We start from the raw sequence: 23,971 nt of genomic DNA on the forward strand, positions 1-23,971 counted from the left end.
AGAATTATGGCGAAGAAAAAAGCTAATCAAAATGGAAATATTGCAAAAAATAATAACTTAATTCCATGAAGCATTGGTACTGCTATATTCGCATATATCAAACCTTTTATAGAAGATTTAGGTCCAATAATCAACAAAAGGTATTTAGATTATAAAGTAGAAGATAATAATAAAATAGTTGCTTGTTCAAAATTTGCACACGAAAAAATTACTACTAAAGATATCCAAGTAAAAAAACAAATATCCTGGACAACACTTCGTCAACGTGTTGTCATACTTGAAAGTCTTCAAATTATATCTATGAATGAAAAAGATAATTCTCTTATTAGGCTTAAGATTACCAAGGATTTAGCCAATTTTTATAAACAGAATCGTGATGAATGAGATGGAAATTCAACTTTTAGGCATGATCATATTAAAAATATTGCTTTAGATTTATTTGAAAAATTTATATCTTCATTCAAAAAAGCGAGCAAAGCGATTGATAAAAAATTAAATTCAATTTGTTTTAATTTACTTTTATCTTTTGATGTTTTGTATCTTAATAGCAAATATAAAGAAATTTTAGTAAAAAATAGTGGTAAAAATGATGCTGTTATAAAAGGTGCTATTGAAAGTTTCGGTAGCTTTTGAAAACCAATAATGGAAGATATAAAAAATGATCAAGAAAGAAACAACCTCATAAGTAAAATAGAAAATTATCTACAAAAAACAATAGAAATTTTAGAAAATGGTGAAATTCAAAATTCCCAAAATTTAGTAGTTAACAGTAAAATAAAAAATAATGAGTCTAAATTCATTAACACAGAAGATTTAGTAATAAAAGATGAAAAACTAAATAAAAATAATAGCGAAGTTCTTGATATGAAAGATGAATTTGAAGCTATTGATGTGAAAGATGAAGACGAACATGAAGACGAAGATGAAGATGTAGGCGAAGATGATGAACCAACAAAAAGTAAAACTTCTATAAATAAAAGCTGGATTAATGAAATAATGAAGGCTGAAATAAAAGAAGATTACAAAAAAAATGATAATAATATTAATTTAGTCAGAGAAAAAAGCAAAAATGTGTCTTCAGAAACAATAACAGTACAAGAATATTTACAAAAATTTCATGAATACAAAATCTATTTACCTTTTTTTCAAAGAAATTATACTTGAGATCCTGGTCTAATAGCGAATTTTTTTGACCTAATTTTCAAAGAGTTTGATACTAAAGAAGATTTTTTGTTTTTAAACACGATTATTTTTGCAGAAAAAAAAGCAAGCGAAGGGTTTTGAATTGTTGATGGGCAGCAAAGAACTGTTTCTATTATCTTAATTTTGATCAGTATACTAAAGATGGCAAGCCATCCTGACGAAAATATATTTTTAGAACAGCCTAGCATTTATCAAACAATAAGCAAAATATTAGAAAACTTTTCTAAAAACAATAGCCAATATACCCCTTTGCTAAATTTTTTTAAAAATAATGAAAAAATGGACAACACTATTTTTTCCAAAAATATACAAAAAATTTTAGAAAAATTATGAGAAATTAAAACTAATAAAAACTCAGTAGACTGAATAAATGATTTTACAAATTTTATTCTGAAAAAGATTTTATTAACATTAATTAGAATTTCGGAAATTAAAGATGAGCAATTTGCAAAACTTTTTATTAGTATAAATGTTCAATCAAAACCAATTGATGTGGTTGATTTAATTGCCTCAAGGGTAAATGAAGAATCCCAACAAGAACAAATTCCATATGTCAAACTGATACAAAAATATTTTGGTGGAGAAAAAGAAAATAAAAACAAACTAGGGGCATTTTTACAAAATCAACAATATTTAATTAAAGATGAATTCAATACCCAAAATACAGAGAATAATTTATTTTCCTTATACCAACAACTTGATAATTTATTAAATAAATGAACAAATAACAAGGCATTAACTAAAGAAACGCTAGAAGAATTTGTTAAAAAGATATTAGTTTTTGAATATGCATATGTTGGAAATATAAATGTTTTATCAAGTAAAAAAGATATAACTGACAACGACGGTATAAAAGTTTTAATCCAAAAATTTAAAGACACAATTCATACAAATGAACTAGCTTTTATAAATTTACAAATCAATATGATTTCAAAAAAAGGTGCCAACAACCCATATTCATTAATAATTGAAAGGGCGATAGAAGAATTTGAGATTTTTGACGGTAACCTAAACTTGACCGAGAAAAAAGAAAATTTAGAGTTATTTAGTTCTGTTTTATTTCAAATTGAAAAGTCTAAAATTATTTATTACAGCAATTTTCGCAGCAAATCATTAAGAAAACCAATCTATACGATGTTGTCGCAGCAAAAAAATAATCCAAGTTTTTTAAAAAATGACAAAGAACTTTATCACAAATTAGTAGAATCGCCGATAAATGCAAGTGATGATGTTAATTCTGAAAAATTTATAGCCTTCATAGAAAATGAAGACAAAAATGATAAAAATTTGAAAAAAAATGTTATTTTGAGAGTGCGAATTAGCCTTAGAAAAAATGGAGAAATTCATGCAAAATATAAAAAGAATAAGCATTTTGAGACTGAATTTACAAGTCAATTAATGAATTTATACAATAATACAAACGATCCTATTTCAGTTGATCACTTTTTTCCGCAAAATCCTAGAAAAGATTATAATATAGGTTTTTTGATAAATAAAGACAAAAGTTACGAAGAAAAGTACAATAAAATAGTACAAAAAGTCGGAAACTTAATACTTCTTCATAAAGATACTAATTCAAGAAAGCAAAATAAAAATCCTGAACCAATCTGCCAAAATGTACAGGATGTTTTGATTCAAGGAGCAGTTGATAAAGACGAAAATTCTAAATTAGAAAGTCTTTGCAATAAAGGTTTTTATTATAAAATCGACCCCTCTGATAGGGATCCTAATAAACTTGAAAAATATAAAGAGGATTTTAAAAAAATTGAACAACTAATTGATAAAAGAACTGACCAAATATTCGATATTTATTTTGAAATTTTCTTTGGCAAAAAGAAAAAAACTAAATAAATTAAAGCGTTTTTTTATGTTTTGAAATTCTATTTTGGAGTGGAGCTGTTAGCTTGTAAGTAGGAACAATTCTAACTAAAAACAGTTAAAAAATAATAAAAAAAATAGCAATCGCTATTTTTTTTAATGAGACTAATTTAGACTTTTTATTTTGTTAAAATGTATTCAACAAGAGTTTTAACCATTACGCCAGTTGGAAGGTTGTGAACAAAGGCGGTTGCGGCAATATCTAAATGAAGAAATGGTTTGTCTTCGACAAATTCAGCAATAAACATTGCAGCAGATGATGAACCAGCTTTACCTGAAAAATCAGTGTTTTTTAGATCTGCCACTTTTGAGTCACGAATATTTTGGGCAAAATCTAGATGTAGTGGCATTCTTCAAATTAATTCACCAGCTTCTTTTGATGCTTCGTTAAAACTTTTTCAAAGTTTGTCATCATTAGCAAAGGCGCCAGTAAAAGTTTCGCCAAGAGCAACGCGAATTGCTCCTGTTAGAGTTGCCACTGAAATAATTTCGGTTGCATTTTCTTCACGAATTGCATATGTAATTGCATCTGCTAAAATCAAACGACCTTCGGCATCAGTATTGTTAATTTCAACAGTTTTACCGTTTTTTGATTTTCAAACAGAATCAGGGGTATTTGCATCACCATTTAGGCGGTTGTCTGTTAGTGGTAAAACGGCAACAACATTAGCTAGCGGATTAAATTTTGAAAGCGCATCAATAGCAGCAGCACAAATTATTGCCCCAGACATGTCGTATTTCATGTCATTCATATACATACCAGTTTTTATATTATATCCACCAGAGTCAAAAGTTATCCCTTTTCCAACAAAGGCGGTTTTATATTGACTTCCTGGCAGTCCTTCATAAGAAATAACAACAAGTTTTGCATCATAAGTTGAGCCACGATTTACAGCCAAAAGTAAATTCATCCCTAATTTACGAATTTCTGACTCACCAAGAACCTTTACAGTTAATTTAGGGTTCTGTGAAATTTTTTTCTGTATTTCAGCTGCTAAAAACTCAGAAGAGGCAATGTTTGGCGGGATATTTTGGTAATATCGAGCATAATTTACGGCATTATTTATTATTTGGTATTTATTAATTATTGGTTTTAATTCTTCTAAATAGCTTGAGACAACTAAAATATCACGATATTTTGCTCGCTGTTTATCATATTCTGCTCTTAGCGAAAAAATATCAGAACGAACAAAAGCAACAACTTCAATTAAATAACGAAGGAAGCTATTTGGAAATTTATCAAAATCAATTTGGATATCTCGTGGGTAATTAGCTAGTTTTTGTGCGATTTTTCGAAATCTTGAAGGTGTAAATTCTTTTGTGCGCGAACCTAAATTAATATATGCTTTATTTTGGCCAAGATATTCAGTGATTGCAAGATCTTCTTTTAATAGCATTGGGATTTGTGAGTCAAAAAAGACAGGTTCAATTGTTATCCTATTTGATTCGAATTTATTGGAATATTTGACAAAAATTTCTGAAAATTTTTTCATTATAAATATGTGAACCTTACTAAATTAATTATATATAGCTTAAAAGATTTAATATAGGAAATTATAGCCTAAAAACTATATTTTTTTGAAAAAAATAAATATAAAAAAGTTATCTTAAAATAATGCACTAATTTAATAAAAAGTAATCTAAAAAATATTACTAAAAATATTGATTTAATTAAAAGTGGCTTCTAAATACTGTATTTTATAACCTAATCTAACTCATTTTTCTTCATAAGAAGTCAAAACATTTTCGCTATGGCGGGAAGAATTTAACAAATCATTAGTTTGGTAAATTATTTTTCAACCATTTTGTTCTAAAGATTCTAAAGAGTATTGGAAAAATTTTTGATTATCTGTTTTTAACTTTAAAAGACCGTTTTTTGTTAGTATTTCCTTATAAATATCAAGAAAAAGTTTGTAAGTAAGTCTACGCTTATAGTGTTTTTTCTTTGGTCAAGGATCAGGAAAGGTAAGCCATAGCTGGCTTACCTTTCCGTTTAACATTGACAATAAATTTTTTGCATCACATATAATGATAAAAAAATTTTTTAAATTATAAGTATCAACATATTTTAAAGATTTAACAGCAGCTGAGGGAAATTTTTCAACACCTAAAAACTTTTTAGAAGGATTATCAAAGGCAAGCTTTGTGATCATTTGTCCCTTGCCCATTCCGACTTCTATTATTCAAGAATCATCAACAAATATTGGATTTTCAACTAGTAAATTATGTTTTTGAATTCTTTCAAGTGCATCTGGAATATTTCTTAGTCGCATATTAAAATAGAAAACTATTTTTAATTATTTTTCTATGAATGGCAATTGATATCATGTTGTCCACGAAGTTCAAAATGCTCATCAACAATTCCACTCTCAATTTCTTCAATTGTAAATGTAGTATGGTGAATGTGTTTTAAATTGTGTAAATCAACAGGAATTTCCATTTCATGAACAATGTTTAATTGACTTGCATGAACTTGTTCGGCATTAATCATTTCAATTTGTCTTGCAATATCAAGATTTTGCTCTAAATTAACAACAGGTTCTGGTTGCATTTCTATTTGTGGCTCAACATAAACTGGTTCAGCAGGTGCTTCGTAGTAAGTTGGCTCAAAAGCAGGTTCTTCAAAAACAGGCTCTGGCTCAACATAAATTTCAGGCTCTTCAAAAACAGGTTCTGGTTCTACATATTCCTCAGTTGTTTGAACTTGTAAGTCTAATGGTTCTTCAAAAACAGGCTCTGCTTCAATTGGTGCAACGGCCACTGGTTGGGGTTGTTCAACAGGGGGATTGTCAAATTCGTTTTCTAATTCAGGGTTATCTTCAACTTCTGTTCCTCAATGGAAAATTTTAACACCTTTTCCATCTCTAAGATCAGCGGTGAAAATCATAATTAAAGTAATTATGTTTCAAAGTGCAGAAACACCAAGAATTACACCACCTGTGATTGTTAAAATTTGGACATCTCTTGCGATTTCGTCTTGGGCTGTTGATCCTAAATACATCATTTGGGAAATGAAAATCATTAAAAGACCAACAAGGGTAAATGTAAATCTAATAATTGCTAGACTTATTCTACCCAAATACCAAAAACCAAATCCAAACAAACCAAGAAAGAGCTCATTGTAAAATGCGTCGCTTTGCAATAAGCCATCTTTCCTTTTTTTGTCTAAATATGCCATTTTTACTCCTTTTTTTTAAAAAATTAGGTATTTTTATATTTCTTGAAAGAATCTAAAAATTAATTTTATCTATCGATTTAAAATTATACACAAAAATAAAAAAAAGCAATAAAAAAATAAAATTTTTTTAATAAACTATCTTATTTTTTTTGAAAATCGACCAAAGTATAATATAAAACATTTCCACCAAGATTTTCTTCAAAAATTAGTTTTTCAACAAGTGGCACGCTAACACCTTCAACACCGCTTCGGTAGTTTGAAATAATTCTAGCGTATTCTTGTAGTGGGAATTTTTCAGTTTTTTGGCCTATAAATTTAGGGTAAATTTGAATTCACGGACTTAAAGTGGTTTCTAAATTAAGTATTTTTTGGTTTTTAAACTCTTTTTTAATACTTAAGTTAAAAATAAAATTATCCTGATTTAGAAGAAAAACTTGATAATTTTTAGTTTCAATATTTGTCTCTGGATCAATTTCAGTAGGCGATTTTACAATTGCAATGTCAATAAATTTATTTGAACTAGGTTGATAAAAACTATTTTTTAAAGCTTCATTTCTTAGACCGATATTTAGTTCATCATTTTGTTGTTGAAATTGGTCAATGTTTGCTAGACCGCGAACAAAAACAGCAGAATTCAAATTTTTTAAAAGCCAAAGTCAATTGTTTTCAAACAATTCATTAACACTAAATTTAGCTTTTTCAAACAAAACAGGGTTGGAAGAACCCCTTCCAAAACCGCCAATTATTGTATCACTTGGTGAGTTGTTTATTGAATTATAAAAGCTTAAATTAAAGATTAAATCATTCAAATAGTTCTCAGAATTAATTGTTAAAATTCGGTTTATTAGTTGGTCTTTTGAATCACTATCTTCATAAATTTTATCTAAAAGCTGATTAATGATACTGTTTTCTAGAAAAGGTTGGGCTTTTTCTGGGCTAGGGATATCATTTGTTGCAAATTTTTCGTATTTAGTTTGATAATTAGTTACCTGTTGAGATGCTTGAGTGCAACTAGCTAAAAAACCAGCTGATAAAAATGTTAATAAATTAACAGAAAATACTAATTTTTTATTTTTTTTCATCTTTTTCCTTAAAAAACATTTGCGCAGGCAAATTATAACGGAATTTTTTTACAAAATCATTTTCAAAATCACGATAAGCTTCTTCGGAGGCATGATAAAGTGCTTGGTGGAAAATTTCGGTAAGAACTTTGACAGAAATTTTATTTTTTGTTTTAGGAAAATGATATACAAAAGGATTTAGACTTACCTTTGGTTCTGAAGTTGAATAATCAACTCTTAAATTTATTAATGTGTTTTGTTTTAATATATAAAGATCTTTATAATTGCTTACAAATCTTGATGTGTCTCCTTCAGAAATTGACTCAAGAAATTTATTTGCATAATAAAAAGGTTCTGTAAGATCTTCTTGGTCTTTAACAAGTTGTTTAAATTCGTCACTATGAGCAACTTTTATATTACCGTTTTCATCAAATTGATCAGGAAATGAGTATCATTTATAAAAATCAAGTCTAAGTTTGTCAAGTCTTTCGAGAATAAAAAGTCAATTTGTTTCAACAAAACTGTTATATTCTTGAATTGCGCTCTCAAAATCTGGATTAGTATTAGTTAATTTTTCTTGAATATTTTTTCATTGAGCTTCTAATTTTTCAATGTTTTCTTTTGCATAGTAAGAATTGAAAAATTGAACTTTTTTGCTTTCGTTGTTTTGCCAAATAGTTTGAAAAATATATTCAAAAACACGGCGATTATTGAATTCCTCAGGCGTTTCATTTTTTATCTTAATATCAAGTTTTTCGTCAATGAATTTAGAATAATCACCTAAAAAAGGCGAATCTTTTTCGGGCAATTGTTCAGATTTAGTGATAATATCACTACCTTTTTCCAAATCTATTGAATATAAACTATATTTATGAAATTTATAAGGAGAGTTAAAAGTAGAAATATCAGTGGTGATGTTTGAGAAAAAATTAGCCGCAGTTAGATCATTTTTTTCATTAAATATTTGATTTTTTACAGTGTTTTCGAGATTTGAAAGATCTTGGTTATATTTTTTTTCAAGTTTAGCAAGTTCTAAATTAGGATCTTGATTTTGATCCGTTACGTCTTGGAAATTTGTGACTCTAATGTCTTGAAAATTTGTGGCACTAACGTTTCGTCGGGTTCTTCTAAATGCTTGACGATTTCGATTTTCTAGGAAAGCTCTCGCCTCAGGTGAACATGCATCTAAATTTTCGGGACTACAAAAACTTCCTTCGTCCTCTTCGTCTTCAGAACCAAGATCTGATTGTTGGCTTTGACTTTTAAATCTAGCAATTTGTTCTTCTAATTCGGCCTTTTTTTCTTCAAAAGCATCGGTTAGATTTTCGCGTGCGCTTTCGAGTTTATCTTTAAAATACTTTTGTTCTTCAGTTTTTACTCAATTTTCGATGGCATTAGCAAAAGAAAAATTGTCAGCAATTTGATCTTCAAGCACAAACATATTAAAGTCAAGTTTTGTTTTTAATTCATTATTAGTTTCAAAAGCAGTAAATCTGATAAATTTATTTTTGTCAAAAATCAAATAATAAACACTATTTTTATCAAATTGATCAGCTTCTCTATCAATTTTAACAAAATCAAAATTTTTATTTGAAATTCTGATTTTGTTGTCTTTTAGCAAATTTATTTTTTCTTCATCGGCATTTTTAACAAAGCGACCTGTATAAGGATTGAAAATAAAAGATAATTTGTCTATATTTTCAAGTAAAAATAGTCAATTTTTTGATAAATATGAATGAATTGTAAATCGGGAATTTTGGCGTGTTTCTCTGTATTCATCTCTTGACATATTAAAATAAGGTCTTGAAAAAATAAGAGAATATTTTAATTCGCTAGTTAATGTTGGTAAATTTAGATTAACTTGGTTTGAAATATAGTCTTGTTTTTGAAGTTCGTTAGTAGAAAAAACTGAGTTGACAAATTCTTGAAATTTGGCATTTGTAAGCAAGGATTTGTTCTCGGGTTTTGGCTGAGATTCATAAAAATTATAAATTCCGCTGCAAGAAATAAAGAAAAAAGACGTTGGTAATGTAGCTAAAATTAGTAATTTTTTCTTTAACATTATGTAGTAGTCCCCGTTTTTAATATATATTTTTGGTACATTTTTTGCAAATTTTCCGTTTTTTGACCACAATAGTAAATTTGTCCCTTATTTATTAGTGTTAAACTATCAATCAAAGAATCAATTTCTTGCAAATTATGACTTGAAAGGAAAATTGTTTTTCCTTGTTTGTGTAAAATTTTAATAATTGCTAAAAATTCAGCCCGTGCTGAGGGATCTAAGTTTGAAAAAGGTTCGTCAAATATTATTAGTTCTGGATCATGAATTAAAGATTGAACAAGCATAATTTTTCGCTTTTGACCTGAAGAAAAGTTAAAAGGTTTTAATTTTGCTAAATCTTCAATTTTTAACAGCTTTAAATAATAATCAATTTTTTCCTTTACTAACTTAGAGTTCATTTTTGACATTAGTCCAAATTCATACAAAAATTCGTATGAATTTAGCTCAGGCGGAAAAATTGAATTTTCCGGAACATAACCAATAAATTTTTTTGCTTCTGGCAATTTATTTGAAAAGTTATTAATAAGAATTGTTCCTGAAAAATTTTGGTAGGCATCGACAATACACTTAATAACAGTTGTTTTTCCCGCTCCATTTTCGCCAATAAAGGCATGAATTGTGTTTTTTTTGACCTTAAAAGTGACATTTTTTGCACCTTTTTCGGATTTAGGATAAATTTTTGTTAAATTTCTAACATCCAAAGCTCAATTTGACATTATTTATAATCCTTTCTAGTATAAATTCGAAAGATAAAATAAACTAAAATTATTGAAATAAATGCTCAAATTAGCGGGTAAAAATTTTTGATTACAACGTGATGATTAGATTTTATTTCCATAATTTGTAAAACTGGTTGGAATAAAAAGTTGTTGCTTTTTGCTAAATTAAATCTTTTTATCACTTTGTTATCAACTAGTCTTTGTTCGGCGCTAAATGAAGAAAATCCACCGATTTGATAATTTTGTTGGTCAATTTTGACAAAAAATGGAGCTGGATCAAAATTATTTTTGTCATTTTTTAATAAATTATCAAGAACAAAGCTATTTTGTTTATTAAAATAAAGCCAATAAATCAATGAGGCAGCCAAATATATTTTTCTTTGAACTTGGTTTTCAATTTGTGTTATGTCAGGATTTTTTGCAAGAACAACAGTTTGTTCATCAACTAAATCTAAAAGTTCTTTATCAGTTGAAATTGCCGCAGAAATTTTTTCAAGAATATCTTTTTGGGTATTTTCTTCTGTAAAGCTTTCAAAAAATGCACGCGCGTATTTGTCAAAAACCTTAGATGAAACAACTTCTTTTATTAAATTTCACTTTAATTTACCAACAAGATCAGATGTAAGCCCAAAAGTTTGTGAGTCTTGTGGAAGTATTTTTTCAAAATTGGAAGCATCTTCATTAGCATAAATTATTTCTCTATTTTCAAGATCTTCAAAATGCGAATCATTTTTAAGAGCCCCAGGAACTAAAATTACCTCTTGGTTATTTGAAAGTTTATATCTTTGAAGACTTGGGACTGTTGAGAGAAGATAATTTTTTTCTTTTGATTCTAAATTGTTTGAATAAATGTAATTTTTAAGAAAACTATCCTGATTTCCGGCAGCATTTTCGATTGCATCACGGTCTTTTGGTTCAAAGATATTAATTAATTGATAAGGAATTAATAAATAAGAAGCTACTTGCCAGATTTGTGCTGCAGCTGAAGAATCATTTCATGCTTGTTGAATATAATTTATTTGTCGATCGGTAAAATTAGGGTTGTCAACTTGTTTTGGAATTATAAAAAAACGATCTTGTTTATCATTTAGGTAAAATTTTTCGACATCAGCAATTGTATTTGAATCATAACCTTTATGTTCTAAATTAAGAATTTCAGCAAATCTGTTAATGCTTGAAGTTGAATTAAAAGCTGTTGTTGAACCAATTAAAATAAAAGGTGAAAACGAAAAAATAGCGATAGCAAGCGATGATTTTGAACTAAATTTGTGACTAACAATTACTGTAATTCCACCAAAAATAATAAATGAAAAAAATGGCGATAAAAAACCAAATAATAAAGGAGAGTTAACTTGGTCAAAAAATGAATAATTAATTAAATAAAATCCTATTAATAAAAAATCAATAAAAACTGACCAAATAAGTCCAAAAAATATTAAAAACAAGATTTTTGTCGCAATAAAATATTGACGAGAATATGGTTTTGTGAAAGTTATTATATCAAGACTTTGAGTTGCTAAATCTTTAAAAATAGATAAAAACATATAGGATGATATAATTATTGTTAAAGAAAGATTTATGAAAAGGGTTATAAATGAAAAAAGACTAAAATTTGTTTCAGTTGCGTAAAATTTTGTAATTAAGGACAACATTACTGTTGTTAAAAAAGAAAGAATTATAAAAACATATACTGCTTTCTTTTTAAAACTTAATTTAAATAAAAATTTAAAATATTGATTTGATCTAAAAATGTTTGTTCTGACTTGTAGCAAAACCAACCTCTTCTACTTTTCTACTAATTTAGTATAATAAATATAGTGAAAATTTAAAATTAGAGCCTAAGCTCAACTGTGTTAAATACTAAGTAATTATACCACAAACTAATAAAAAATATTTTTTACAAAAGGATAAAATATGATTATAGCACTTATCGGAGTGACAAACACTAGCATAAATTTAATTTATAACTTGATTTTGGCAAAAACAAATGTTGATTTTTTACTCATTGACGAAAATTTTATAAAGACAAACCAAATTATTAAGGAATTAAATCTAATAATAAAACAAGGCGGATACAAAAATAAAATATTTTTGGAAGATTATGCGTCCTTGGAAAAAGCCAATATTTTGATAATTGATCCAAATCAAAATTTAGTTCCTGGAATGAGTCTGGTTGATCTTGCACTTGAAAATTCAGAAAAAATTTATAAAATTGGTTATTTAGTTCGACACTCTAATTTTAACGGAATTGCTTTTGTCTTAGGTTATAACAATTCAATTTTATGTAAAATTTTTAGTTTTGCTAGCGGACTTATTGGCAAAAAAGTATTTGGAATTGGTCCTAATTTAGAAAACATGCATTTAAATTTATTTCTTAATGATTTAAATTTAAACATTGCAAAAGATAATGATTTTTTAGTATTAGGCGATCATGGCCATTCATTTTTGATTGACTCAAATATTGAAAAAAACGACACTACCATTGATAAAATCGTCAAAATTGATGATTATGTCAGCCAAATAAATGCTGAAATAATTGAAAATTTAATAAGAAAGACGCCACATAGCCGACTTCTAGGACTAATTATGTCCAAAATTTTACTTGATATTTTAAATCAGAGCCAAAATTTTCACCTTTTAAATTGCTGAGTTGAATCTTTTTATAATATTAGAGATGATTTTTTTTCTCTGCCTGTAAAAATCGATATTTTTGGACAAGTTAAAACAAAAGATATCAAATTAACTCAAGCTGACCGTGAAAAATTAGTTAAATTTATTTGGGAAAAAAATAAACTTTTAGACTTAACTAATAAGTTTTTGAGTCAATAACATTTATTTATTTGCATTTTAGTCAAAATATTTTATAATTTAATTAACTTTTTTAAAACTGGGGGTCTATAATGTCAAAATTTCACTCATATAAATTTAAAGGAATTGGCGCTTCTAGCGGAATATCAATAGCAAAAGTTTTTAAACTTACTGAACAAAAAATTGAAATTAGCGATGCAAAAATAACAGATATTGATGCTGAAATCAAAATTTTTCAAGACGGAGTGCAAAAATCTGTCGAACAAATCGAAAAAATTAAAAAATTAGCAACTAAACTTGCTCAAGATGAACTTGAAATTCTTGATGCTCATATTTTAATTGCAACTGATCCGGTTTTGGAAGATGATACAATAAATATGATAAAAAGCGGATATTCAGCCGCATATTCCTTAAAAGAAACAGCAAAAAATCATACTAATTTTTTACTTGAAACTGGTGATGAATATTTAATGGGTAGAGCCATTGATATTAAAGATGCTTCACAAAGAATAATAAAAAACATCCTAAATTTGGAAATAATTGATCTTAGCGCAATTGATGAAGATGTAATTATTGTTGCTGATGATTTAAAACCTTCTGACACCGCACAATTAAATGAGTATGTTAAAGGTTTTGCGACAAATATTGGTTCAAAAACATCACACTCTGCAATAATGGCGCGAAGCTTGGAAATTCCGGCAATTTTAGGAATTGGTGATATTCTTGAAAAAGTTGAGTCTGGTGATATTTTAGCAATTAACGGTGATCTTGGCCAAGGAATTCTTAATCCAAGTGAAACTGAAATTAAAGAATTTGAAATTTTAAAACAAGAATACGAAAATGAAAAAGCAAAACTTCAAGACTATTTAAATAAAGAATCAAAAAGTGCTGACGGAAAAAAGGTTGTAATTGCTGCAAATATTGGTTCAGTTGATGATTCATATGCTGCAAAAAAAGTAAATGCTGATGAAATTGGTCTTTTCCGCTCTGAATTTTTATATATGGACAACCAAAATTGGCCAACTGAGGATGAGCAGTTTTTTAGCTATAAAGCAGTACTTGAAACGCAAAATCCTAAAAAAGTTGTTGTTAGAACGCTTGATATTGGTGGTGATAAAACCTTAAAATACTTTGATTTTGCAAAAGAAATGAATCCTTTTTTAGGATACCGTGCAATTCGTTTGTCACTTGATAAAACCGATATTTTTAAAACTCAACTTCGGGCATTAGTTCGGGCATCTGAATTTGGAAATTTAGCAATTATGTTTCCAATGGTAGCAACTCTTGATGAATTTTTTGCCGCAAAAGCTATTTTTGAGCAAGTTTATCAAGAAGTGAGCCAAGAAAATCCGAAAGTTGCAAAACGTGAAGATATAAAAATTGGTATTATGATTGAAATTCCAATTTCAGCAATTCATGCTGATCAATTTGCAAAATATGTTGACTTTTTCTCAATTGGAACTAACGATTTAATCCAATATTCCTTTGCAGCTGATCGAATGAATGAAAAAGTTGCCTATTTATACCAAACTTTAAATCCTGGACTTTTAAAATTAATCAAAATGGCAATTGATGCAGCTCATAAACACGGAAAATGAATTGGAATGTGCGGTGAAATGGCTGGTGATATCAATGCTGTTCCACTTTTATTAGGTCTTGGTCTTGATGAATTTTCAGTTTCAACAAGTAGTGTTTTAAAAGTAAAGAAACTAATTTCTGAACTAAATTACGAACAAATGGTTAAAATTGCAAATGAAGCATTGCAATTTGATACTGAAAGTGAAGTAGTAAAATATCTTGAATCTCTGAATTTAATAAGACATAAATAATTTCTAATATTATTCAATTAAAATAAAAAGGTGAAATTTCACCTTTTTATTTTACCAAGTTTACCAGTTTGATGAGATAATCTTAAAAAGTGTCGGGTTTTCCGCCCTTTTTAACTTTTTGGCAAACCCAGGAAAAATAACTACCAAAGAAAAAACACTAAATTTTAAATCTAAACACCACGAAAGAAAATCTACTTATTAATCAAATAAAGCAAACTAAAAAAGCTAAATTTTGACTTAAAAAGCAAAATTATGAAATATTTAAACACTTTTTTAGTTTAAAACACTGATAAAAACAATAAAAAAATACAACTACTATTTAAACTCAATGTAAATAGAAAACTCGTTTTTACTTACATTGAGCCTAAAAAAATATATGAAGTTTTGAAAGAGCCATAATTAAAAGCCATAAATTTGTAGATTTCTAAACGGTTAAATTTAAGGCATTCCATTAAATTTAAAGCCATAATGGAAAAATGGCATTATCTGAATTTATTGTGCAAAAAACATAATCAAGTCCTCCCTAATTCAATATCAAAATTTATTAATTCATTCTTAGTGAGTCTAATTATAACAGAATTTTTTCTTAGACCAAACATTTTTTTTTTTTTTTTTGCAAAAGGTTAATTTTAAAATAATAAAAAATAAAATTTTAGCCTCAAAAACACGGATTTACCGGTATTTTCGCCATCAAACTGCCAAACTCAGGATACCAAAACTGAAGTAGTAAAATATCTTGAATATTTAGATTTAATAAGACATAAATAATTTTCAATATTATTTAATTAAAATAAAAAGGTGAAATTTCACCTTTTTATTTTAATTTTAAAAAAAATTTTTTGTCTTATGTATTACAAAAAATTAGTCAAGAGAATCTTCAATAATTTCTTTTTCTGACTTTGAAATAAATGATCTAAGCATAATAAGATAAATTATATTAATTCAACCAAGAAAAATTGCGATAATAGAAAGTACGAAAATTCCCTGAAACTTTGAAACAAGGTGAGGATTTTTTAGGTTCATTCGTCTTGGTAGATCATGTAATTTAAAAGGGGAAATAATTAATAAAATTCAGTAAGCAAGTGATAATAAAAGATAAAAAACACTCGTTACAGTTCCAATCGTGGTTGGTACAAAAAGTGCTGAAAAGATAGCTTTTCTAGTATCTCCTGGGTTGAGGGCAATATCACTTACAGCACCAGTAAATCCAGCAATAAATACAATAATTACTATAGTACCTAAAATAAATTTAACTAAACGAGCAATCAATAATTTATTTGCTCATGATTTAGTTGATTTTAATAATTGAGCGGCATCGTATTGATACGGCATCTATATCCTCCTGGAAAAATTGTATATTTTATATGAAATTTTATATTAAAAAATTATTTTTGTGCTATAATTATACAAGAAATTATTCTAATTATGAAAAATAAAGAACAAATAAATAATTATATAAATTATATTATAGAATGAATTCGCCAAGAAGTAAAAAAAGCAAATAAAAAAGGCGTGATTTTTGGCATTTCTGGTGGAGTTGACTCTGCACTTGTTGCGTTTTTAGGGAAAAAAGCTTTCCCTAATTCGCACTTAGGTCTTATTATGCCAATTCGTGATATGAGCAGTGATAAAACTGATATTGAGCAATTAGTCAAAAAATTTGAAATTTCCACTAAGGAAATTAACTTAAGTTCAACTTTTGAGAACTTAAAAGACTTATTTAGTCTTAAAAACCAATTGGCAAATTACAATATTCAACCTCGCCTTCGCATGATTAGTTTATATGCTTTTGCCCAAGAATTGGACTATTTAGTTCTTGGAACTGATAATTTTTCCGAAATGTATCTTGGCTATTTTACAAAATATGGTGATGGTGGCGTGGATTTATTGCCAATTGTTAATTTAACAAAAATGCAAGTTTATCAAATTAGTGCACAAATTGGAATTCCAGAATCAATAATTCAAAAATCCCCAAGCGCAAATCTTTGAGATAACCAAAAAGATGAAGATGAATTAGGTTTTACTTATAAAGATTTAGATCTATTTTTTACAGATCCAAATTTAGTTAGTGTTCAAGTAAGAGCAAAAATTGAAAAATTACACAATTTAAGCGCCCACAAACGCAATCCAGTGCCAAGACCTGCAAAAAAATTAGGAGATTTTTAAATGGCTGGTCATTCAAAATGAGCTAATATAAAGCACCGAAAAGGTGCCCAAGACGCCCTAAAAGCAAAAATTTTTAACAAATTTTCGAAAGAAATTATGGTCTCAGTAGCAAAAGGTGGACCTGATCCTAATTCTAATCCAGCTTTAAGACTTATTATTTCTAAAGCACGCGCAAAATCAATGCCAAAAGCAAACATTGAAAAAGCAATCGCCAAAGGCCAAGGGGCAACAGGCGAAGGTCAAACTTTTAAAGAAATAATTTATTCTGGAACTTTATCAAATGGAATTAGTGTAATTGTCACAATTTTGACTGATAATGTTAATCGATCAGTTTCATCACTTCAAGCACTTTTCCGCCGTGCAAATGGACAAATTGGAAAACAAAATTCAATTCCTTATTTATTTGAACAAAAAGGTTATCTTGAAATTGACAAAACTGATCAATTAAATGGCGATGACCTTATGATGTTTGTTCTTGAAAATGGTGGCGATGATTTTCAAGAAGATGAAGAAAGTTACTTGATTTATTGCGAACCGCGCGCAATTCAGGACTTAAAATCAGCAATTGAAAACAATTTTAGTGTAAATTTTAGTGCTGTTGAAATTAGTTATTTCCCTAATTCTTGAGTTGAACTTAATCAAGAAAGTACTGAAAAAATACTAAATCAAATTGATAATTTTCTTGAAGATGATGATATTCAAAATATTTATCACAATTTAAAAGTTTAGAAAAAATTTTTTAAGCACAAAAATAGGAAGCACATACATGCTTCCTCCTAAATCGAAGATAAAAATGCAACGTATAGTATAATAATATTATAGTTGCATTTTTTTATTTTTGGAGTATCATGGAAAAAAGAAAATTTAAACATTTTAGTTTTGAAGATTTAGTAAAAATTGAGTTTTTATTGCAACAGAACAAAAGTATTAGATTTATTGCTAGGCAACTTAATGTTGCACCCTCAACTGTCTCAAGAGAAATTAAAAGAAATCTAAATGAATATGGAATTTATGAAGCTAATTTGGCAATAACAAAAAGACGAAAAAGATACTATCATAGGTATTATTTTAGATTTGTGGAACTAGGAAAATATGAGGAATTTAGCAAAATTTTTGCAATAAAATATGACAAAAAAGTCCATGGAGTTAAGGCGACATATTTTTATATAGCAGAAAATTTTCCCGATATTGAAAGACCATCTTTAAAGACTGTTTTTAACTGAATTAAAACTAATAAATGGGTAATAGTTAGGAGTGACAGACTCAGAAAGTATTACAAAAAAGGCGGAAAAAGAACAAGAAATGCCGTGCAAAGATTAGTTCCAGAAGGTTATGTAAAACCCATATGAGCACGTGATAAATCCATAGATTCTAGGCAAGATTTTGGACATTGAGAGCTAGATTTAGTAGTTGGCAAAAAGGCTAGCGGGCATGATAATATCCTAACTTTAGTAGAAAGAAAAACTAGAAAATTATTTGCTAAAAAAGTGAGAAATAAAAATCCCAAAACCATCAATAAAGCCATCAAAGATCTTGCAAATGAAAATAATTTACATATCAAAACTATCACTTGCGACAATGGAATTGAATTTGAGGAAATTGCAATATTAGCATATTGATTAAAAGTAATAATTTATAAAGCAGAACCATATGCTTCATTTCAAAGAGGTTCTAATGAGCATGCCAACGGATTAATTAGAAGGTTTTATCCAAAAGGTTTTGATTTCAACCTAATCAGCGATGATGATTTGCAAAATACAATCAGTAAAATTAACTCAATGCCTAGGGAAATTTTTAATTGAAAATCCGCTTTAGAGGTCTTTAATGATAACTTGGTGATTTAAGATTTAAAAAAATCGCCGTTTGGCGATTTTAAAAATATCTATGTGTTGCATTTATATTTTTAATTTGGGAATAGGAAGCACATACATGCTTCCTATTTTTTTAAATTTTTATTTTTATTATAATAAAATTTTTTAATTTCTGATACTAAATCGATTTTATCATTGCGGAATAAAATTCCTGTAGTCATATGCGATGTTAAATTGTTTTGATCATAGTAAAGACTTTTTTGATTTTTTGTTACGGTAATCAATTGATTCATGAAAATTAATTCGCCGTTTGTGTTATAAACACCAGAACCAGAAGCCCCAGGTCCGTTTGTTACAAAAAAATTAGGGGCACCGTTTTTAATATAAACGCCTTTAAACATATTTTTTGAAAATGCAAACTGAGGTCAAAAGCCACCAATTTTAGTTGTATAGTCAATTTCGCCGTCTTTTCATGATTTTTCACTAATTTTTAGCGGTGGAAACTGTTGAACATGATCTCAGAAATTAGAAAATATTTTAAATTGACTATCAAATCTAGTGATATCGTTTTCAATAGTTTCGCCATTTGAATAACGAAATGATGATAAAAGTCATTCTTTATGTTTTTGGTAAAAATTGAATAGATCTTGAATATCATCTCTAAATTTAGCATGGTTAAAGTAAAATATTGCTACATCTTTGCCAAAATTGTTAAAATTTTTTTCTTCTCTAAAATATCTTTTGTGCAAATCAATGTTAAATTTGGTTAATTTTTCTTGCGTAATTGGGTCAATATAAATTAACTGGCTTCTTGGAATTGGATCATGTCTTGCCCTTAACTCTTGAACTTGTCTATCATATTCAGCTTTTATTCAAAATAAACTTAATATTCCAGAACTAGCTAAAGAACCAAGACTGTTAACCTTATCATTATAATAAAAACGCATCAAAGGAAAGGCCATTGTTTCTCAAAATGGCTTTTGTCTAATATATAGAACATGATGATTTGTTAAAAAAGCACTTTCACCTTCGTGAGAATCAAGCAATATAGCTGTTCCGGTTGAAAATCTTACATTTCTCTGGAAAATATCTTTGTATCTTTGATCTGAGTAGTCAAGTGATCTAAAACCAAAATAATCTGGTTTAAAATAGTTTCATCGGAAACGAGGATTTAAGTAACCGAAATTAGTTTGCTTTACATTTTCGTTTTCAGAAACACTACCTGTATTTATTTTATCAAGTAGATAAATATTCAAGTTTTCATTTTTTTCGCCAAGAAAATGATTGTCATTTTCTTGTTTTATCACATTTGATTTTATGACAAAAGGTTGATATGAAAAAGTATTAGCTGGAACTCTATAATTTAAATCAAATCCGATTTGTTGTGCGGACTTGTTGTCATAATCACTTAGTTTCGAAATATCTAACTTATCATTTATTATCGGTATTTTTTTAATAGGTAAATCTTCAACAACTTGGTTTATTTCTGATCTTACCACCGGATTTTGTTCAAGTATAGGCTCAAGTTTAGGTTCAATTTTGGGCTCAGGTTTTGGTTTAGGCTTTGGCTTTGGTTGATTTGATTTGACTAAAGATTTTAAAGAAAAAAGATTCAAATTTTCAATTTGAGCTTTATCTAAAAACGGGTTTTGAATTGTTGATATTGATGAATTTGCTAAATTATGATTATTTTTAGGAGCAGAATTTTCAACGACATCATTATTATTTTCATTGGTTAATGACAAATCATTATTTAAATCATTTATAGTTTTGATATTTCCAATTAGGCTCAAATTTTCATCAATTTGCACCAAATCATTGTTTGGAGTTCCTAATTTTGGTAAAATTTGATTTTTTGAGTCATTTTTTTCAGTAATGACTTGATTTTTAGCACTTTCATCATTATTTTTTCTATGCTGCAAAGGTATAACATTAGCGCATGAAACTATAAAAAAATTAACAAAAAGCAAAGGAGCTAAAGATTTGAAAAATTTAGATTTCATAACTAAACCACCCTTCTCCTTTTCTGATAATTAATTTTATAATATATAAATTATACCAAAAAAAATATTCAAAAAATAAATATTACTATATTTGATGCTAAAGGCAAGATTATTCAATATTTAGTTAAAAATGATTAAAAAATATTTTAAGTTTTTAAGAGTTAATAATTAGAAACGGTAAACTGATAATTAAAAGCACAAAACCAACAACAAATCCCAGAAAAATTGGCAGAATAGATAGTTCTTTTTGTTTTTGCTTAACAAAATTATAATCAATTTTTGGACTAACAGGTTTAAATCCTCGTTTTTCCAACATCCTATTTTGGGATTGAATTCGCCATTTATGGTAGGAAACTGAAAAACTACTAAATAAACCAAGCCTTAACACCGTTGCAAGAACTGAAATTGAAATTGATAAAAGTCCCAAAATTGAAACTATGTCATATCAAACTTTTTTTTGAACAAAGGCCATGACAAAACCAATGGCAGCTAAAAATAAGGCTCAAAGAATCAAAGCCAAAATTGAACGTTTCTGGATTTGCCGTCTGAAAATAGCGCTGAAAAAAAACGAGAAAATAAACTTCATAATAAACCGTTGAATTAATGTAAAATAATTTTAAATATATTATATACTAAAAATTGATTTTTTTATTTTTAAACGGTTAATAGATAAATTATTTTTTTGCCATGGTTTATTAGAACGACTCAATCATTTTGGTTTTAGCAGTCAGTCTTTTAGAAAATGCTAGATAAAATTTTATATTTTATACATTTTTAATTTAAACAATAACAAATTTTATAATTTCATAATATACTAAAAAATTATAAAAACTTTTAACTATTTTTTATTAATTATAATATAATTTTATATATTATTCACCCATGATAGAAAATAACGATACTTACTTAGCGTCAAAATTCGACCATTTTTCCAATTGAAAAAAAGAACGAAAGATTTCGTTGATTTTTTCTTTACTTATTCTTTCAATTACAATTTCGCTAATTGCATATTCAATGATTGAAAACCGTAGAGAATTTGTTCTTGACAAATATTATTTTATAAGTTTTACTAATTATTTTCAAAATTTTAGCGCCTTTTTTTACTTAACTTACCAGTCAAACTTAATTTATGGAATTACCTTATTTACTTTTGTCCTTAATGCAACTCAACGCAAATTTCAAATTTTATTTGTTTTTACAGTAATTTTAACGATTGTTTTAATCGTTTTTTGGACTGTATTGGCTTGAAATTTAAATATGACTTGATCAGTTTTGGCAACAACATCAACTGTCCATTTTTTTCATCCAGTGTTTGCAATATTTGTACTTTTTTGGTATCGAAAACAGTTTTCGGTTAGCAAATTAGGTTTAGGTTTTGGAGTTATTTATTCAGTTTGTTATTATATTTTTTGTGTGCTTTTGTATTTTTTCACACTTAGACAATGAGTTGCGCCCGAAATTAAAAAAGTCGGAGCTCAAGAGATAAAAAATATGGTATTTTTTTACACAGGTTTAACTATTTATCCATTTATAAATTTTTTACACCCATTTTTTTATTCAGGAAATAACCAATCAATCGTAATTTTGTTAAACTTGTTAATGGCTTCTTCGGTTGTTTTTCTTCCATATATGATTTCGCTTTTTTATATTAATATTTTTGGAATTAAAGCAACAAATTGGCGTTTAACTCGAGAAATAAAATCGATTTCTAATCGTTTAAAAGCATTTTTTTGAGTATCCAAACCAAAAAATTAGGAGTAATTTGTTAAAAAGTGGCTAAAATTGTTGTTGGTCTTTCAGGCGGCGTTGATTCTGCAGTTAGTGCATACCTTCTAAAAAAACAAGGACATGAAGTTATTTGTGTCTTTATGAGAAATTGAGATTCTGACCTTAACAATGATTTTTTAGGTCAGAAAAATTTAGGTGACAATCATATTTGCCCTCAAGAACAAGATTGGCACGATGCAAAAAAAGTGGCAGAGCAACTAAATTTGCCAATTTTCCGTGTCGATTTTGTAAAACAATATTGAGACGAAGTTTTTAGCGATCTAATTCAAAAATACAAATCCGGTTTAACTCCAAATCCTGACATTTTGTGTAACAAAAACATAAAATTCAAACATTTTCTTGATTATGCAATTAATGTTCATCAAGCCGATTTTATTGCAATGGGTCACTATGCAAAAACAAAAAACGGAAAATTATTTACTCCTAAAGACAAAAATAAGGATCAAACCTATTTTTTAGGACAACTTTCAAAAGATCAGCTAAAAAAAACAATTTTCCCGCTTGGTGATTATTTAAAAACTGAGGTTAGAGAAATTGCCAAAAATTTAGAGCTAATGAATGCAACAAAAAAAGACTCAACCGGAATTTGCTTCATTGGTGAGCGAAAATTTACTGATTTTCTCCAAAATTATATTCCTGCTCAACCTGGCCCAATTGTCGATATTTACACAAATGAAATTATCGGAAAACATATTGGAATTATGTATTTTACAATTGGTCAGCGAAAAGGTTTTGGCCTAAGCGGAATGAATGAACCTTATTTTGTTGTTGGTCACAATCTTCAAGAAAAAATTTTGTATGTGGCTCCATCAAGTCAAAAAATTTGACTTGAATCAAACCAGCTTTTAGCAATTAATGCTAATTTTTTGACAGAAAATTTTCCACTCGAAAATTTAAAAGCCAAATTTCGCTACCGTCAAGAATTTGTCGAGGTTAATATTAAAATAATTGACCAAAATTCTTTTTATGTTTATTATCAAAATTATACTGCAGTAACGCCTGGCCAACAAGTTGTGATTTATTCTCAAGATCAAGTTGTTTTAGCTGGTGAAATATCACTTATTTTCCGTGATGACAAAAAACTTGATTATTTAAGTTAAGAAATCCCGAGTTTTCCAGTTTGATGAGATAATCTTAAAAAAGTGTCTGGTTTTTCACACTCTTTTAACTAAAAAAGCAAAATTATAAAATATTTAAACTACTTTTTTAGTTAAAAAACTGACAAAAATCATAAAAAAATACAACTACTATTTAAACTCAATGCAAATAGAAAACTCGTTTTTATTTACAGCGAGCCTAAAAAAATATATGAAGTTTTGAAAGAACAATAATTAAAAGCCATAAATTTATAGATTTCTAAACGGTTAAATTTAAGGCATTCCATTATTTAAAAATATAATGGATAATTCGTATTTTCAGATTTTTTTATGACAAAAACATAACTAATTCCCCCTTAATTCAATAT

Annotated in this window: 18 protein-coding genes; 8 read left to right on the forward strand and 10 right to left on the reverse strand. The window is 27.7% G+C overall.

Going from position 1 to position 23,971, the window contains the following annotated elements; genetic code table 4:
* Positions 1–6 precede the first annotated feature (6 nt).
* The gene (locus tag U3G01_RS01505) at positions 7–3,054 is read left to right on the forward strand and encodes a DUF262 domain-containing protein (RefSeq protein WP_255030475.1); all 3,048 of its coding nucleotides are present in this window, start codon (positions 7–9) and stop codon (positions 3,052–3,054) included.
* A 146-nt stretch (positions 3,055–3,200) separates the two neighbouring features.
* Here U3G01_RS01505 and U3G01_RS01510 read toward each other — a convergent pair whose 3' ends face one another.
* From U3G01_RS01510 to U3G01_RS01540, 7 genes are all read right to left on the reverse strand, one after another.
* Positions 3,201–4,574 carry a M17 family metallopeptidase gene (locus U3G01_RS01510; RefSeq protein WP_010321190.1) on the reverse strand — a complete coding sequence of 458 codons (1,374 nt, stop codon included), beginning with the start codon at positions 4,572–4,574 and terminating at the stop codon, positions 3,201–3,203.
* A 174-nt stretch (positions 4,575–4,748) separates the two neighbouring features.
* The gene (gene trmB / locus U3G01_RS01515) at positions 4,749–5,354 is read right to left on the reverse strand and encodes a tRNA (guanosine(46)-N7)-methyltransferase TrmB (protein ID WP_010321189.1); all 606 of its coding nucleotides are present in this window, start codon (positions 5,352–5,354) and stop codon (positions 4,749–4,751) included.
* A gap of 32 nt (positions 5,355–5,386) precedes the next feature.
* Positions 5,387–6,259 carry a hypothetical protein gene (locus U3G01_RS01520; RefSeq protein WP_255030474.1) on the reverse strand — a complete coding sequence of 291 codons (873 nt, stop codon included), beginning with the start codon at positions 6,257–6,259 and terminating at the stop codon, positions 5,387–5,389.
* Between the two features lie 140 nt (positions 6,260–6,399).
* On the reverse strand, positions 6,400–7,341 hold the full coding sequence (locus U3G01_RS01525) for an aromatic motif membrane protein (RefSeq protein ID WP_255030473.1): 942 nt from the start codon (positions 7,339–7,341) through the stop codon (positions 6,400–6,402).
* Positions 7,328–9,382, reverse strand: a complete 2,055-nt coding sequence (locus U3G01_RS01530) for an aromatic motif membrane protein (protein WP_255030472.1) — start codon at positions 9,380–9,382, stop codon at positions 7,328–7,330. Before U3G01_RS01530 ends, U3G01_RS01525 begins: the two co-directional genes overlap by 14 nt.
* Positions 9,382–10,098: an ABC transporter ATP-binding protein gene (locus U3G01_RS01535; RefSeq protein WP_010321185.1), complete on the reverse strand. Its 717-nt coding sequence runs from the start codon at positions 10,096–10,098 to the stop codon at positions 9,382–9,384. The genes U3G01_RS01530 and U3G01_RS01535 overlap by 1 nt, the downstream gene beginning before the upstream one ends.
* Positions 10,098–11,645, reverse strand: a complete 1,548-nt coding sequence (locus U3G01_RS01540; protein WP_255030471.1) for an ABC transporter permease — start codon at positions 11,643–11,645, stop codon at positions 10,098–10,100. The genes U3G01_RS01535 and U3G01_RS01540 overlap by 1 nt, the downstream gene beginning before the upstream one ends.
* 370 nt (positions 11,646–12,015) lie before the next feature.
* Between U3G01_RS01540 and U3G01_RS01545 the strand changes: the two genes are divergently transcribed.
* Both U3G01_RS01545 and ptsP read left to right on the forward strand, forming a co-directional pair.
* Positions 12,016–12,930 (forward strand): lactate dehydrogenase, encoded by a 915-nt coding sequence (locus U3G01_RS01545; RefSeq protein ID WP_255030469.1) that lies wholly within the window; start codon positions 12,016–12,018, stop codon positions 12,928–12,930.
* A 71-nt stretch (positions 12,931–13,001) separates the two neighbouring features.
* Complete coding sequence (gene ptsP, locus U3G01_RS01550) at positions 13,002–14,738, forward strand: phosphoenolpyruvate--protein phosphotransferase (RefSeq protein WP_255030467.1); 1,737 nt, start codon at positions 13,002–13,004, stop codon at positions 14,736–14,738.
* Between the two features lie 861 nt (positions 14,739–15,599).
* Here the strand turns inward: ptsP and U3G01_RS01555 are convergent.
* Positions 15,600–16,070 (reverse strand): hypothetical protein, encoded by a 471-nt coding sequence (locus tag U3G01_RS01555; RefSeq protein WP_255030465.1) that lies wholly within the window; start codon positions 16,068–16,070, stop codon positions 15,600–15,602.
* A gap of 93 nt (positions 16,071–16,163) precedes the next feature.
* Between U3G01_RS01555 and nadE the strand changes: the two genes are divergently transcribed.
* The 3 genes from nadE to U3G01_RS01570 all read left to right on the forward strand — a co-directional run bounded on the left by nadE (position 16,164) and on the right by U3G01_RS01570 (position 18,748).
* On the forward strand, positions 16,164–16,904 hold the full coding sequence (nadE, locus tag U3G01_RS01560; RefSeq protein WP_255030463.1) for an NAD(+) synthase: 741 nt from the start codon (positions 16,164–16,166) through the stop codon (positions 16,902–16,904).
* Positions 16,905–17,633 carry a YebC/PmpR family DNA-binding transcriptional regulator gene (locus tag U3G01_RS01565; RefSeq protein ID WP_069097499.1) on the forward strand — a complete coding sequence of 243 codons (729 nt, stop codon included), beginning with the start codon at positions 16,905–16,907 and terminating at the stop codon, positions 17,631–17,633.
* Positions 17,634–17,752: 119 nt separating this feature from the next.
* On the forward strand, positions 17,753–18,748 hold the full coding sequence (locus U3G01_RS01570) for an IS30 family transposase (RefSeq protein WP_255030461.1): 996 nt from the start codon (positions 17,753–17,755) through the stop codon (positions 18,746–18,748).
* Positions 18,749–18,840: 92 nt separating this feature from the next.
* Here the strand turns inward: U3G01_RS01570 and U3G01_RS01575 are convergent, their stop codons facing one another.
* Positions 18,841–20,718: an Mhp366/Mhp367 family surface (lipo)protein gene (locus U3G01_RS01575; protein WP_255030459.1), complete on the reverse strand. Its 1,878-nt coding sequence runs from the start codon at positions 20,716–20,718 to the stop codon at positions 18,841–18,843.
* A 154-nt stretch (positions 20,719–20,872) separates the two neighbouring features.
* Positions 20,873–21,190 (reverse strand): DUF3899 domain-containing protein, encoded by a 318-nt coding sequence (locus U3G01_RS01580; protein WP_258841389.1) that lies wholly within the window; start codon positions 21,188–21,190, stop codon positions 20,873–20,875.
* Between the two features lie 410 nt (positions 21,191–21,600).
* Here U3G01_RS01580 and U3G01_RS01585 point away from each other — a divergent pair, with 410 nt between their 5' ends.
* Positions 21,601–22,473: an MAGa3780 family membrane protein gene (locus U3G01_RS01585; protein WP_255030453.1), complete on the forward strand. Its 873-nt coding sequence runs from the start codon at positions 21,601–21,603 to the stop codon at positions 22,471–22,473.
* A 17-nt stretch (positions 22,474–22,490) separates the two neighbouring features.
* Positions 22,491–23,606 (forward strand): tRNA 2-thiouridine(34) synthase MnmA, encoded by a 1,116-nt coding sequence (gene mnmA / locus U3G01_RS01590; protein WP_255030452.1) that lies wholly within the window; start codon positions 22,491–22,493, stop codon positions 23,604–23,606.
* The last annotated feature ends 365 nt before the right edge of the window (positions 23,607–23,971 follow it).

The sequence above is a fragment of the Mesomycoplasma ovipneumoniae genome, from assembly GCF_035918255.1.
In the GTDB taxonomy this organism is placed as follows: domain Bacteria; phylum Bacillota_I; class Bacilli_A; order Mycoplasmatales; family Metamycoplasmataceae; genus Mesomycoplasma; species Mesomycoplasma ovipneumoniae_A.